Consider the following 15,982-nt stretch of genomic DNA (forward strand, 5'->3'; position numbering starts at 1 on the left):
TAATCTCTTGATTTTCATAAGAATACAAATTTAATTATCAGCAAATGGCTGAACAACAACAAACAAAAGAGGAGTTTTTGCAAAACTTCGATTGGGCTAAATACCAAGAAGGTATTGATGGAGTTCAAGAAGACAAATTAAAAAATTTTGAAGATTTAGTGAAAAACAACTTTGTTGACACTCAAGACAATGAAGTTGTTGAAGGAACAGTAGTTCGCATCACTGACAGAGAAGCAATCATCGACATCAATGCTAAATCAGAAGGGGTTATCTCTTTGAACGAATTTCGTTACAATCCTAACTTAAAAGTAGGAGATAAAGTTGAGGTTTTGATTGATATCCGTGAGGACAGAACAGGGCAATTAGTGCTTTCACATCGTAAAGCTCGTACTATAAAAGCATGGGATCGCGTAAACTTAGCTCACGAAAATGGCGAAATTGTAAATGGTTTTGTTAAGAGTAGAACAAAAGGTGGTATGATTGTAGATGTTTTCGGAATCGAAGCATTCTTACCAGGTTCTCAAATTGATGTTAAACCGATTCGTGATTATGAGCAATTTGTGAATAAAACTATGGAATTCAAGGTGGTAAAAGTAAATCATGAATTCAAAAACGTAGTTGTTTCTCACAAAGCTCTTATCGAAGCTGATATTGAAGAACAGAAAAAAGAAATCATCGGACAACTTGAAAAAGGTCAAGTTTTAGAAGGTGTTGTTAAAAATGTAACTTCTTACGGTGTGTTCGTTGACTTAGGTGGTGTTGATGGATTGATTCACATTACTGATCTATCTTGGTCAAGAATCAACCACCCAAGTGAAGTAGTTGAATTAGACCAAAAATTGAACGTGGTTATCCTTGATTTTGATGACAATAAATCACGTATCCAATTAGGTTTGAAACAATTAAGTAAACATCCTTGGGACGCATTGACCGATGACTTGAAAGTTGGTGATAAGGTGAAAGGTAAAGTAGTAGTAATTGCTGACTATGGTGCTTTCATTGAAGTTGCTGAAGGAGTTGAAGGTCTTATCCATGTTTCTGAAATGTCTTGGAGTACGCACCTCCGTTCAGCTCAGGACTTTGTTAACTTAGGTGATGAAGTTGAAGCTGTGGTTATCACATTGGACAAAGAAGAGCGTAAAATGTCATTAGGTATCAAACAGTTAACATCTGATCCTTGGACAAATATCGCTTCAAAATATCCTGTAGGTTCTAAACATGTTGGAACTGTACGTAACTTTACAAACTTCGGTGTGTTTGTTGAGTTAGAAGAAGGAATTGATGGATTGATTTATATTTCTGATCTATCTTGGACTAAGAAAATAAAACACCCTTCTGAGTTTGTAAACGTTGGAGATAAACTAGATGTTGTTGTTCTTGAATTAGACGTTGAAGGTCGTAAACTTTCATTAGGACACAAACAAACTACAGAAAATCCTTGGGATAAATATGAAGTAGAGTTCGCTGTTGGAACTGTCCACAATGGAACCGTTTCTAAAATAGTAGACAAAGGTGCTACTGTTGATTTTAACGAGGACATCGTAGCTTTCATTCCTACACGTCACTTAGAAAAAGAAGACGGCAAGAAATTAGGAAAAGGAGATGTTGCTGATTTCAAGATCATTGAATTTAACAAAGAATTCAAAAGAGTAGTTGCTTCACATACAGCAATTTTCAGAGAAGAAGAAGAGAAAATAGCTAAGGAAGCTGCTGTTAATACAACAACAAATGTTGAAAAATCAACTTTGGGTGACTTAGAGGCTCTTCAAGAGCTGAAAGACAAAATGGAAAAAGGAAAGTAATTTAGTTTTTTTCATAATTTTTTGTTTTAATGAGGAAAAGTCGTCGCTGGGAAGTGGCGACTTTTTTGTATATACGTATCCTTCAATAAATAGAATATTAATGATATAGATTTATACCATACATATCAAAGCAAAAATCAAATATTTTAATATATAAAAATGGATTATTCTCATAAAAATATTACCTTTGTGAATTATTTATGAACGATGAATAACACAATAGAACAATACAATCAGGTGATTTCAGAATGTAAGTCACTTTTTATCAATAAAATGACTGACTACGGAAGTGCGTGGCGTATTCTGAGATTACCTTCACTTACTGACCAAATTTTTATTAAGGCTCAACGTATTCGGAGTTTACAGGAAAATTCGGTACGGAAAATTGATGAAGGGGAAATTTCGGAGTTTATTGGAATCATTAATTATTCCGTAATGGCACTTATTCAAATCGAAAAAGGGGTGGTACAACAACCTGATTTATCAACGCAGGAAGCTATACAGCTCTATGAGAACAAAGTAGAAGAAACTCGCTCGTTGATGGAGAAAAAAAACCATGACTATGGCGAAGCATGGCGTGATATGCGTGTTAGTTCGCTTACTGATTTGATTTTACAAAAACTTCTGCGTGTAAAACAAATTGAAAACAACCAAGGTAAAACCCTTGTCAGCGAAGGAATTGAAGCCAATTACCAAGATATGATAAACTATGCTGTGTTCGCCTTAATCCATCTCAAAGAATTAAAAAAATAATATTTGTAATGAAAATTATAATCCATATTTTACGACTTTTTTTAGGTATCACGTTTATTGTTAGCGGATTAATAAAACTTAATGATCCCATCGGATTTTCTTTTAAACTGGAAGAATATTTTAGTGAGTCAGTACTCAATTTACCTTTTTTTATGCCTTTTGCTTTGGCAATTGCTATTTTTGTATGCATTGCTGAAGTACTTTTGGGGGTGATGATTCTGATGGGATATTTAAAAAAATTCACTCTTTGGGCTACGCTATTGATGCTCATTTTCTTTGGTTTTTTAACTTTTTATTCAGCTTATTACGACAAAGTTACTGATTGTGGGTGTTTTGGTGATGCTATTAAATTTACTCCTTGGCAATCATTTGGGAAAGATATTCTATTGCTTGTCGTAACTTTAATCCTATTTTGGAAACAAAAAATGATTCAACCAATTGGTAGAAAACTGCCATTCGTGGTTACTTTTGTTTCGTTGATTGGTTGTATTGTATTTGTATATCAAGTTTATAATCACTTACCAATAAAGGATTTTAGACCTTATAAAATTGGTGTGAACATTCCTGAGGCTATGAGGATTCCTGAAAATGCTCCAAAAGCGGTTTATGATTATCTTTGGAAATTCAATGTGAATGGAGAAGAAAAAATAGTGACTACGCAAGGTAGTTATCCTACAGTAGATGGTGAATTTATATCCTTTGAAACTAAATTAGTTGATAAAGGATATGAACCTCCAATTCACGATTTTTATATAGAAAAAGAAGGGGAAAATTATCTTGATGAGATGATGAGCAAAGAAAAGTTGCTTTTGGTGATTTGTTATAAAATTGAAAAAACAGATAGAAATGCTTTTAAGAACATCAAAACTATCACTGACAAGGCTTTAAAATCGGGATATACTGTTATCGGTTTAGCATATGATTTGAACCAATCGGAGCAACTCATAAAGGAATATGAATTGAATTTTGAGTTCTACTACAACGATGAAACAACCTTAAAAACGATGATTCGTTCCAATCCTGGGCTGATAACTATAAAAAAAGGAACAATTATCGATAAAAAGCATTATAACGATTGGGAAAAATTAGTGCTGTAACCGATGAATCGACAAGTTATTACCACTTCAGATGGTTCCACAACCATACACATCCCTGAATGGAACGAAAATTTCCATTCTAAACACGGAGCTTTACAAGAAGCAATGCATGTTTTTATAAAAAATGGATTGCAATTATTTGAAAATAGACAAATTTCGATTCTTGAAATAGGATTTGGCACAGGATTGAATGCTTTGGTAACATACATAGAGCATCAGAATCTGAGGTTGCAAGTACATTATGAAGGTATAGAAGCCTATCCGCTTTCGTGGGAAGAAGCACAACAAATGAACTATACTCAAATTATTGGAAATGAAAAACTGGATCCTATTTTTGAGCATATTCATCAATCGGATTGGCAAACAAATATTCCTATAACAGAGACTTTTACTCTTAAAAAACGCAGACAACAATTTGAGACAATTGATGATATAAATCGTTTTGATTTAATATATTTCGATGCTTTTGGAGCAAGAGTGCAACCTGAATTATGGGAAGAAATTATCTTTGAAAAAATGCATAAGGCTTTGAAAAACGAAGGTGTTCTAGTGACTTACTCTGCTAAGGGAAGTGTTCAAAGAGCCATGAGACAATGTGGTTTTCAGGTTGAAAAATTGGCAGGTCCACCTGGAAAACGGGAAATGCTCAGAGCGAAAAAATCGTGTAGATAATCTACTAAGATTTTTACCGTATTAAAGAGATGATTGAATATTCTGTAAATTAAATAAAAAATGGCCGCAAACACATTTGGAGAATTATTCCGACTGACTACTTTTGGCGAATCACATGGAACGGCATTAGGAGGTGTAATTGATGGGTGTCCTGCAGGAATAACTATTGATTTTCAATTGATTCAACAAGAATTAGACCGACGAAAGCCAGGGCAATCTTCCATTGTTACTCAACGTAAAGAACCTGATGAAGTGCGTTTTCTTTCAGGAATTTTTGAAGGAAAGACCACTGGAACTTCTATAGGCTTTATTATTGAGAATACGAATCAAAAATCACAAGATTACAACCATATTAAAGATATTTTCCGTCCGAGTCATGCTGATTATGTATACCAACAGAAGTATGGACATCGTGATTATCGAGGAGGTGGCCGAAGTTCTGCTCGTGAAACTGCCTGTCGTGTAGTGGCAGGAGCTATCGCTAAACAGGTACTTCATCAAATTCGTTTTACAGCTTTTGTTTCATCGGTAGGTGAATTAGCTTTGCAAACACCTTACACTAATTTGGACTTATCACTAACGGAAACCAATGCTGTTCGTTGTCCCGATCCAGAATTGGCTCAACAGATGGAAGATTACATCAAACAAATCCGTAAAGAAGGGGATACCGTTGGAGGAACGGTTATGTGCGTTATTCAAAATGTACCTATAGGACTTGGTGAGCCTGTGTTCGACCGATTGGACGCACAATTAGCCAAGGCGATGCTTTCCATTAACGCGGTAAAAGGATTTGAATATGGAAGTGGTTTCGAGGGAACAAAATTACGTGGCAGTCAGCACAATGACCTTTTCAATCCAGATGGGAGTACTCAAACCAATCGTTCAGGTGGCATTCAAGGAGGCATCAGCAATGGAATGGATATCTATTTTAAAGTTGCTTTCAAACCGGTTGCAACATTAATGCAAGAGCAAGAAGCTTTAGATATTCGTGGAAATTTGATTCCAGTACAGGGTAAAGGTAGGCATGATCCTTGTGTTGTACCTCGTGCCGTACCTATCGTAGAGGCTATGGCTGCAATGGTACTTTTGGATTTTTATCTTATCAACAGAGGGTTACAATTCAAATGAAGTCGAAAATATGGCAGCCCTACTCTGTGAGTTTTCTTCTTAAAATAGGTAATTTAAAACATAAATCGCTTGAGAGCTAACTGTTTTCAGTGATATTGACACCCATAAAGAGATATTGTCATGAAAAACATCCGTTTAAGAGAATATAAAATCTTGTTTTATCGCCTTTTTTTGGTGTATTTATTTTATTTTATTGCTCGAGTGTGCTTTTATTTATTCAATAAAGACCTCATTTCTGTTGATAATGTATCAGAATTTTTTCGATTAGCATTCTATGGGCTACTATTCGATTCTGCTGCCATTATTTATATAAACTTACTCTTTTTAGTATTGAGTTTGTTTCCTTTATGGGTCAATACTTCAAAAAAATATCAGAAAATTGTTTTTTGGGTCTATTTTTTGACAAATATTCCTCCTTTCTTATTAAATTTCATAGATATTGTATTTTTCCAATACAATCGCTCACGACTTACACTCAGTGCATGGTCGTTGGCGGCTAGCGAAGATAATAAATGGTCTCTTCTGTTTGGATTCTTGGTAAGGCATTGGTCAGTTTTTGTTATTTTTTTAGTTTGCGTATTCACTTGGATATATCTTTACAAAAAAAATAAAATAAAGCCTCAAACATACTCAAACAAATGGAGCTATTTTATTGGTTCTACAGTTTTTATGTTTGCTATCACTCCCTTGTTTTTGTTAGGAATACGAGGGATGCCTTTCAAAAAAGGTACTATTCCGCTTACCATTACCGATGCTAATAAATTTGCCAACGACCTCTCACAAGTCAATCTGATTCTCAACACTCCTTTTGGTATTATCCGAACTTTAGGAAAAAGCGATAGCTTTCGAACTTATAATTTTGCTACAGAGGATTATATTGCTGAAAATATTCGTCCTATAAAAAAATATAATCGAAAAGTAACTAAAAAGCCGAATATCGTCCTGTTTATTTTAGAAGGAATGGGAAATGAATATTTTGAAACATTCAATAAAGATAAAGCAATTCCTGAGTTTAAATCCTATACGCCTTTCTTGGACTCGTTAGCTCAAAACGGACTTTATTTTACTAATGTATATGCAAACGCAAGTCGCTCTATGGAAGGAATTTCGGCAATTACAGCAGGAATCCCAACATTTGAGACACCACTTGCGTATTCACCATATTCCCAACAAGAAATAGCATCCATTGCAAATATCTACAGGGAAATGAGCTATAAAACGGCTTTCTTTCACGGAGCTACCAACGGCTCTATGGGATTTAGCGGATTTACGAAACAAATAGGATTTGAGAATTATTTTGGAAAGACTGAATTTAACGATGAAAGTCAGCACAATGGTAGTTGGGGGATACACGATGAGCCTTTTTTACAATATACTAAAAAAGAAATTGATAAAATGAAAACTCCTTTTTTGGCAACAGTATTTACGCTCTCATCACACGAACCTTATACAATTCCAGAAAAATACAAAGGTGTTTTCAACAAAGGAGATGTGCCGATGCAAAATGCAGTGGCTTATTCCGATTATTCCATACGGAAGTTTTTCGAATCCGCAAAAAAATCAGATTGGTTTGAAAATACAATATTTGTATTTGTTGCAGATCACCCTTCTACAGCTTATTATGATTATTACAAACAAAAAATTTCGTATTTCAATGTACCAATAATTTTTTATAGTCCCAGTAAGGAATTAATACAAACGGGAACTTCGGACGAATTAGCTCAGCAAATTGATATATTTCCTACCCTCGTAGATTTGGCCGGTTATCAAAAACCTTTCCGCTCTTGGGGTCGTAGTCTATTTGCTAAAGAAGAACCTCACAGAGCCTATGTTACCAATCGAAATTTTTATCAACTAATACAAGGAGATTATATATATGTAGCTGATATAAAAGGTGAAATAGTAGGAATTTACGCAAAAAATGACCAAAATTTAAAGGAAAATCTAAAAGAAATTCTTCCAGAGGAAACTACTCACAAAGGTATTACCGATTTAAGAGCTTTTATGCAAGACTTTATGGATAGGATTTTGCATCAGAAATTGAAATAAAAACATTAATTCATTATAAATCAATATATTTAAAATTGCTTTTTATTAGGAGTATATTTTTATCAAGAAATAAGTTTTTGGTTTGTAAGTTTTTTTGTAATTTAGGCGTCTGAATTTATAAAATATCATTTAATATTAACCAATTTAAAATAGTATGCAGACAAACAGTTCTACAAAAAGTTTCTTAGTCCCGTTAGCGTTCATCGGGCTTATGTTTTTCTCCATTGGATTCGCTTTGGGGATTAATGGAATCCTAATTCCTGTTTTGAAAAAAATCACTCCTGAAGGACAGGGATACTTAATTGTTGCGGCTACCTTTATTCCGTTTTTGATTTTTGGGTATCCAGCTTCAATACTGATAAAAAAAATCGGTTATAAAAAAACGATGGCTTTTTCTTTCTTCCTTTTTGCTTTAGCTTTCGTACTTTTTATTCCATCGGCTAAAATTGAAAGTTTTATGCTCTTTTTAATAGCCTCTTTCGTAAGCGGTACAGCAAATGCCTTTTTACAAGCCTCTGTAAATCCATACACTACCATTTTAGGCCCTATTGAAAGTGCAGCAAAACGTATCAGTATAATGGGGATTTGTAATAAATTAGCGTGGCCTATTCCTGCTTTATTCTTAGTTTGGATTATAGGAAAAGAAGTTGATAAAATAGCTATCGCAGACCTGAATACTCCTTTTTATATTTTGATAGCTGTATTTTTATTTTTAGGGATATTAAGTTTCTTTGCTCCTCTTCCTGAAGTAAAAGCACAAGGAGAAGAAGAAACCGTTGATACTACGCAAATTCGCGATAACGGTAAAAATTCTGTCTTCGATTTTCCTTACCTATTATTGGGAGTTTTAGCCTTGTTTTTTTATGTAGGAGTTGAAACAGTAGCATTATCTTCCCTGATTGATTTCGCAAAATCATTAAGTATTGAAAATGCTGAAATATATGCATGGATTTCTCCTATAGGAATGGTTATTGGGTACATTTCGGGAGTAATTTTAATTCCTAAATATATTTCACAATCTACGGCTTTAAAAATTTGTTCTTTAATAGCTATCATTGGTTCCATTTTAGTATGTATAACTCCAACTGATATTTTCTTTAGTTTTTTTGGATTACAACTGAACCTTACCGTTTCATTAATTATTTTAATAGCAATTGGATGCTCACTTATGTGGCCTGCTATTTGGCCTTTGGCAATGGATGGATTAGGAAATTTTACCAAAACAGGAGCTTCTCTTTTAACTATGGCAATTGCAGGGGGAGCTGTAATTCCATACGTTTTCGGATGGTTAAAAGATAGCTACGGAATGCAAAATGCTTATTGGATTTGCTTACCTTGTTTCTTGTTCATATTGTATTACGGTATGGCGGGACATAAAATAGGAAAAAATAAATTATAAAAAATTCCATACCTTTTTGCTAAGAGGTTACCCCAAAAAGGGTACCTCTTTTTTATTTCTTAATTTCACCAGACAATTAACTATTTTTTTAACATATAAAATCTATCTTTGCACTCAATTTAATACAGAAATGACACAAAAAAATCACTATCAAGGGCTTTCCGATGCTCAGGTACTTGAGAGTCGTCAGAAATTTGGAAACAACACTCTCACATCAGTAGAAACAGAACCTTTATGGAAACAATTCTTAGAAAAGTTTTCCGACCCAATCATTATGATTTTATTAGTCGCTTTGGTAGCTTCTTTCGGGGTATCTTGTTATGAGTTTATAGCCCATGACAAAGGAGGACACGTTTTTTTAGAACCTATTGGGATACTTTTTGCCGTATTTTTGGCCACAGGTGTAGCTTTCTATTTTGAGGTAAAGGCTAATAGACAATTTAAAATATTAAACCAAGTAAATGATGAGATTTTATACAAAGTTATTCGTAATGAAAAAGTTACGCAAGTGCTGAAGAATGACATCGTTGTTGGAGATATTATCATTTTAGAAACAGGTGAAGAGGTGCCTGCAGATGGCGAACTATTAGAAGCTATTTCATTACAAATCAATGAATCATCATTGACAGGAGAACCGATGGTTTATAAAACAACAAATCCTGAGGAATTTGAGTCGGAGGCTACCTACCCATCTAACTACGTTTGCCGAGGTACATCGGTAGTTGACGGACATGGAATTTTTAAAGTTTCACAAGTAGGAGACCGCACCGAATATGGAAAAGTATTTGAAGGTGTACAAATTGATAACTCAATAAAAACGCCTCTTAATGAACAGCTTAACAAATTAGCAGGGATTATTACTAAATTGAGTTATGGCATTGCTTTACTTGTGATTATTGGCAGATTTGTAGTATTTTTCTCGAATTCTGCTAATTCACAAATCGAATGGATTCATTTCTGGGGATATGCTTTAAATACCCTAATGATTGCTATTACCATCATAGTGGTAGCCGTTCCCGAAGGGCTGCCTATGAGTGTTACCCTTAGTTTGGCATACAGTATGCGTAGTATGATGAAAACCAATAACTTGGTTAGAAAGATGCACGCTTGTGAAACAATGGGAGCAACCACTGTGATTTGTACCGACAAAACGGGAACGCTGACTCAAAATCAGATGAAGATTTACGATATTTTCTTTAATAAATTTTCATCTGAACTAGAAGGAAAGCAACTTATATCCGAGTCAATGGCGGTCAATTCCACAGCTTATTTAGACTTTTCAGACAAGGAAAAACCACAAGTGTTAGGAAATCCAACCGAAGGAGCTTTATTACTATGGTTGGATGGACAAGGTACAAACTACCTTCCCATTCGTGAGAATACTCCGATTGTCAATCAATTGACATTCTCTACGGAAAGGAAATATATGGCAACTTTGGTAAAATCACCAGTTCTAAATAAAATAATTTTGTACGTCAAAGGAGCTCCTGAAATAGTAATGGATTTCTGTTATGACTCTAATAATCAATTTCTTTCAGAGATTCATCGTGCCGATTTTGAGAGCAAATTAGAGCAGTATCAATCACAGGCAATGCGAACAATAGGTTTTGCCTATAAAGTAATTGACAACGAAAATTCAATCATTTCGGAAAATGGAAAATTAACAGTTAAGGGATTGAATTTCATTGGCATAACTGCTATTAGTGATCCTGTTCGTGAAGATGTTCCTGCTGCCATTGAAGAATGTATGGGAGCTGGAATTCAGGTGAAAATCGTTACAGGTGACACACCAGGAACTGCCAAGGAAATTGCTCGTCAAATAGGTTTATGGGACGAAACTTGCAATGAGCAAAACCATATTTCAGGAACTGATTTTGCTACCCTTTCTGACGATGAATTAAGTAAAAAATTACCCCATATACGTGTGATTTCACGAGCCAGACCCCTTGATAAAGCTCGATTGGTAAACCTATTACAACAAAGAAACGAAGTGGTTGCCGTTACTGGAGATGGTACAAACGATGCCCCTGCACTTAAGGCTGCTCAAGTAGGTCTTTCAATGGGTGATGGAACTTCAGTTGCTAAGGAAGCCAGCGATATTACTATTCTAGACAACTCATTTACTAGTATTGGAAAAGCCGTTATGTGGGGACGTTCTCTCTATCTGAATATTCAACGATTTATTCTTTTCCAATTGACAATCAATGTAGTAGCTTGTTTAATTGTATTAATTGGAGCATTTTTAGGAACAGAATCTCCTTTGACAGTGACACAGATGCTTTGGGTTAATTTGATTATGGATACCTTTGCTGCCTTGGCTTTAGCTTCTTTACCTCCAAGCAGTAGCGTCATGAAAGAAAAGCCGAGAGAGCGTAAATCAAACATAATCACTCCTGCGATGGCTAAAATCATATTCGGAGTGGGAATTCTGTTTGTTTTATTACTTTTTGGCTTTGTTCAATACTTTAAACATACTGATATTTACACTCTTACGGAATTTTCTGTAAAAGATTACTTTGTAAATTTCTTTAATTTTAACCAAGTGGAAAGTGGACTTTCAGCATATGAATTATCGTTGTTCTTTTCCATTTTTGTGATGTTGCAATTCTGGAACATGTTCAACGCCAAAGCACATCATACAGGCAAAAGCGCGTTTAATAACTTAGCTAATAATAAAGGTTTTTTATTTATTGCTGTAATCATCATTTTGGGACAAGTATTAATAACGACTTTTGGGGGTGTTATGTTTAACGTGACACCTTTAAAATTAGTAGACTGGATAATAATCATACTATCAACAAGTTTGGTACTTTGGATTGGAGAAGTAGTCCGATTGTTTTCTAAAAAATAAACAGATTACTACACTTCCAAAATAAGGTTAAAATATTTAAATTGTCAAGAAAAAAAATGATTTTCTGTTTTGTAATTCTAAAATTTAAAGTACATTAGCCCTCGGAAAAGAAAAATATCAATATGAAACGAGTAATAGTTGATTATAAGAAACTTACAAGTGAAATTCTATCAATGTTAGTAGAAAAATATCCTGACGGATATGGGGATGATGATGTGATTCGTTTTAAGAATGCAAAGAACGAAACTGTAGAAGCATTAGAAGTGCGTACTGAAGACACCATCTATTTGGTAAAAGTAAGCACACGTTTAGCTGATTCAATGGAAAACTTTGATGAAGATGATGATTTTGATGCTTCAAGTGATGATGATTTGAACACTGACGGATTGGAAATCCCTGAAGATTCATTGGAAGAAGATTAAATAAAGATCATTTGTAAAATCTTCAGTTTTTCTAAAATTAAATTAAGAACGAAAAAAAATCCAACAGTTTTATCCAAACTGTTGGATTTTTTTTTGGATATTTTAAGCAGAAAAAAGTAATTTTTCATACAGAGAAAGAAAAAAAGATAAAATATTCTCTCCTAATTTTTAGGATTTAATTGTGTTATATAAAAAGAATATATTCAAACTCTTCCTGTTGCTGTAAAGTTTATTGCCTCCTTCTTCGTACAACCTAAACATTGTAGAGTATGGACTCCAAACAAAATTTACAAAATTTCGTTTTTCTTATCATACGTTTAGGTAACGTTTTGAAAATTAATACACTTTATTAACCTCAGGCAATTCATAACTACCAAGTCCAACATCATTGGGTATATTACTCATTTCAAACATAAGTTCACCACCTGCCATAATATCTTTATGACTGATGTACAGTTTTTTATAAGGTTTTCCATTCAAATAAATGGCTTTGATATATTTATTTTCTTCTGAAAAATTAGTTGCTTTTATCTCAAAATATTTATTTTCAGCTACTTGTATTTTTGATTCTTGAAAATAAGGGGTACCAAAAAGATATACTCCTTGAGCAGGATTCACGGGATAAAACCCTAAGGAACTGAATACAAACCAAGCAGACATCTGTCCACAATCTTCATTACCACAATGCCCCGCAGGTTCGTTTTTGTATTGTGTTTTGAGTATTTGACGGATAATTTCCTGTGTTTTGGATGGTTTTTTAACATAATTATACAAATACCCTACATGGTGGCTCGGCTCGTTGCCGTGAGCGTATTGTCCTATCATTCCGGTACTAAAAATTGGTAATTTGTCCTCAGGGAGTGGGTAATACGAAAACATCGAATCCAACTTCTGTTCAAAACGCTCTTCGCTACCTACACTTTTGATTAGCTCCGGAATATTTTGAGGCACAAACCAGAAATAATGCCAAGCATTACTTTCACAAAAATATGGTGTGTATTCTTTGGGTATAAAATCGCTTACAAATTTTCCTTTTTGGTCTTTAGGTCGAAGAAAAGTTGATTTTGGATCGTAGTGATTTTTCCAACTTTTTGCTCTTTTAGCAAATAATTCATAATCTTTACCTAAATCTTTTGCTAACATAGCAATACACCAATCATCGTAAGCATACTCCACTGTTTTTGAAACTGACCAATTTTCATGATGACCATCGATAGGAACGTAACCATATTTTTTGTATAAATCAATCTGACGCTCATCAACCATCGCACTTTCATAACAAGCTTTATAAAGCAATTCTTTATCCATTGGAAATCCTTTGAAGTAAGCATCAACGAGCACTGGTACGGCGTGATATCCTATCATCATATTAGTTTCATTTCCTTGCATCGACCATACGGGTAGTCTACCTGTTTCCTGATAATGAGCCAGTAATGATTGTATGAAATCATTCATTCTTTCAGTATGAATCATTGTAAAGAGAGGATGTGTCGCACGAAATGTATCCCAAAGTGAAAAAGTATCGTATCGTTTATAATTATTCGCTTTCTGTACATTACCATCTGCCCCTTTATAGTTTCCGTTGGGGTCACTAATTAGCGTAGGAGCTAGCATGGACTGATACATCATCGTGTAAAAAATTGTTTTCTTATTAATATCATCAGTTTCTATTTGTATTTTTCTCAACTGTTTTTCCCACTTCTGTTGAGCTTCAGAACGGTATTGATCAAAATCGAAATGGAATGCCTCGGTATTCATCGAGGCATAGGCTCCTGTAATATCGGCTGTAGAAAGAGCTGTTTTAATCACAATTTGTTCATCTTTTTCAGTTGAATAATGCAACTCTATACGCGTATTTTTCCCTTTTGTTGGATTTTCAACCTCTTTTTCATCATTAAAAAGGATATACTTTGAAAAAGGCTTAGAAAACTGCATTACGAAATAAATACGTTGGTCTTTTGCCCAACCAGTAGATTTTCTATAACCCTCTATTATTGAATCATTTACTACATTAATATGTGTATCGGTAGGGGCATCCCAATTCATTGCAAAACCTAAATCTATGGTAATTTTAGTATTTTTATCTTTTGGAAAAGTATACCGGTGGATGCCTACTCTTTCTGTAGAAGTAAGTTCTGCTTTGATTCCAAAACTTTGTAAATCAACTGTGTAATATCCTGCTGTGGCATATTCTTGTTGATGGCTAAATTTAGAAAAAGGTTTGTAGGAATTTTCAGCAATACGCTCGTCGAAGCGACTATTCGTAGGCATCACTAAGATATCATACAAGTCACCCGCTCCTGTTCCAGAAAGATGCGTATGAGAAAATCCTGTAATAATACTATCTTGATAGAAATACCCTGCAATTCTATCCCAACCTGGAATTCCTATATCGGGACTAAGTTGCACCATTCCAAAAGGTACAGTAGCTCCAGGATAAGTATTTCCTGGGCCATCTGTCCCAATGAATGGATTTACAAAATCAGTAAGATGTTGGTAATTAATATTTTGCTCTTGAGAAATAGGTTTGTTATCACACGAATAAAAACACAACAATACCAAAAACAATAAATAGCTATTTTTCATATATTCAAAATCTTGTTTACCGCCAAAGATACAAAATTTATTGAATTTTTGAGTTTAAAAAGTTTAAAATTACCATAAATAGTTCAACAAAGTTGTTATACTTTTCACCCATAAAGCTAAAATTTTCAATTAGTTCTGTATATTTGCAAAAATAATATTCAAAATGAAAAAAACTGAAAAAGTGGCTTTTGTTATCGACACATTGGAGGAAATATATCCGAAGGTTTCGATTCCTCTTGACCATAAAGATCCTTATACGCTACTAATTGCTGTGTTGCTTTCGGCTCAAAGCACAGATGCTCGTGTGAATACAATCACTCCCCTACTCTTCCAAAAAGCTGATAATCCGTATGATATGATAAAACTTTCGGTAGAAGAAATACGTGAAATTATCAAACCTGTGGGATTATCTCCTGCAAAATCAAAAGGAATTTATGAACTTTCACATATTCTGATTGATAAACATAATGGTGAAGTCCCTCAGAATTTTGAAGATCTGGAAGCCTTACCCGCAGTGGGGCATAAAACCGCCAGTGTGGTCATGTCTCAAGCCTTCGGAGTCCCTGCATTCCCTGTGGATACACACATTCATAGACTTATGTATCGATGGGGACTTTCGAACGGAAAAAATGTCACACAGACGGAAAAAGATGCAAAACGCTTATTCCCTGAAGAAAAATGGAATAAATTGCACATACAAATCATTCTATACGGAAGAGAATATAGTCCTGCTCGAGGATGGAATATTGAAAAAGATATTATCACGAAAACTATTGGACGAAAAAGTTTGTTTCCAAAGTAAAAGATTAAACTCATGTCATTAAAACCTGCTACTAAATATATTTTCATAGCCATATTTCTGGAATTTTATTTCGCTTTTTTGACCTTGTTTGCTTTTGGAATACGATCATTAGACAATCAATTGATCCTTCCTATATTCATAGCGATTGTAACTACGTATTGGGTTGGATATCAATTAGGAGAAAAGTTTCCATGGGAGAGATACGATTCCATACGTATCCTTTTCGGAATCGTTTTTCAGTTTTTGCTATTGCTAACAATGCTACTTGCGGGGTGGTTATGCTTAGTAATAATCTCAGTTTTCGATAGAACATTGGACACTAACGATGTATTAACTGCTATTTTACTCTTAATAATAGGAACATTCATTTTTGGTGGTATCCAAACCTTTATAATAGGAGTATGGCTTGGCTACAAACTAA

General features: G+C 34.3%; 11 protein-coding genes. 10 read left to right on the forward strand and 1 reads right to left on the reverse strand.

What is annotated here, in order from left to right; all coding sequences use genetic code 11:
• The first annotated feature begins 44 nt into the window (after positions 1-44).
• The 9 genes from rpsA to CGC52_RS01280 all read left to right on the forward strand — a co-directional run bounded on the left by rpsA (position 45) and on the right by CGC52_RS01280 (position 12,173).
• Entirely contained in the window at positions 45-1,802 is a 1,758-nt protein-coding gene (gene rpsA / locus CGC52_RS01240; RefSeq protein WP_042008563.1) for a 30S ribosomal protein S1, read from the forward strand.
• A gap of 207 nt (positions 1,803-2,009) precedes the next feature.
• On the forward strand, positions 2,010-2,555 hold the full coding sequence (locus CGC52_RS01245) for a DUF1599 domain-containing protein (RefSeq protein WP_042008562.1): 546 nt from the start codon (positions 2,010-2,012) through the stop codon (positions 2,553-2,555).
• Positions 2,556-2,563: 8 nt separating this feature from the next.
• Positions 2,564-3,652 carry a BT_3928 family protein gene (locus tag CGC52_RS01250; RefSeq protein ID WP_095893205.1) on the forward strand — a complete coding sequence of 363 codons (1,089 nt, stop codon included), beginning with the start codon at positions 2,564-2,566 and terminating at the stop codon, positions 3,650-3,652.
• 3 nt (positions 3,653-3,655) lie between these two features.
• Positions 3,656-4,324, forward strand: a complete 669-nt coding sequence (mnmD, locus tag CGC52_RS01255) for a tRNA (5-methylaminomethyl-2-thiouridine)(34)-methyltransferase MnmD (RefSeq protein ID WP_095893206.1) — start codon at positions 3,656-3,658, stop codon at positions 4,322-4,324.
• Positions 4,325-4,384: 60 nt separating this feature from the next.
• Positions 4,385-5,452, forward strand: a complete 1,068-nt coding sequence (aroC, locus tag CGC52_RS01260) for a chorismate synthase (protein ID WP_042008558.1) — start codon at positions 4,385-4,387, stop codon at positions 5,450-5,452.
• Between the two features lie 120 nt (positions 5,453-5,572).
• Positions 5,573-7,501: an LTA synthase family protein gene (locus CGC52_RS01265; protein ID WP_095893207.1), complete on the forward strand. Its 1,929-nt coding sequence runs from the start codon at positions 5,573-5,575 to the stop codon at positions 7,499-7,501.
• Between the two features lie 154 nt (positions 7,502-7,655).
• The gene (locus CGC52_RS01270) at positions 7,656-8,900 is read left to right on the forward strand and encodes an MFS transporter (RefSeq protein ID WP_197063219.1); all 1,245 of its coding nucleotides are present in this window, start codon (positions 7,656-7,658) and stop codon (positions 8,898-8,900) included.
• A gap of 130 nt (positions 8,901-9,030) precedes the next feature.
• Positions 9,031-11,751, forward strand: a complete 2,721-nt coding sequence (locus CGC52_RS01275) for a calcium-translocating P-type ATPase, PMCA-type (RefSeq protein WP_095893208.1) — start codon at positions 9,031-9,033, stop codon at positions 11,749-11,751.
• 122 nt (positions 11,752-11,873) lie between these two features.
• On the forward strand, positions 11,874-12,173 hold the full coding sequence (locus tag CGC52_RS01280) for a hypothetical protein (RefSeq protein ID WP_042008555.1): 300 nt from the start codon (positions 11,874-11,876) through the stop codon (positions 12,171-12,173).
• A gap of 336 nt (positions 12,174-12,509) precedes the next feature.
• Here CGC52_RS01280 and CGC52_RS01285 read toward each other — a convergent pair whose 3' ends face one another.
• A complete protein-coding gene (locus tag CGC52_RS01285; RefSeq protein ID WP_095893209.1) occupies positions 12,510-14,759 on the reverse strand; it encodes a GH92 family glycosyl hydrolase in 2,250 nt (749 codons plus the stop codon).
• Between the two features lie 163 nt (positions 14,760-14,922).
• Here CGC52_RS01285 and nth point away from each other — a divergent pair, with 163 nt between their 5' ends.
• On the forward strand, positions 14,923-15,561 hold the full coding sequence (gene nth / locus CGC52_RS01290) for an endonuclease III (RefSeq protein WP_042343882.1): 639 nt from the start codon (positions 14,923-14,925) through the stop codon (positions 15,559-15,561).
• Positions 15,562-15,982: the final 421 nt, after the last annotated feature.

This window comes from Capnocytophaga sp. H2931 (assembly GCF_002302535.1).
GTDB classification, from domain to species: domain Bacteria; phylum Bacteroidota; class Bacteroidia; order Flavobacteriales; family Flavobacteriaceae; genus Capnocytophaga; species Capnocytophaga canis.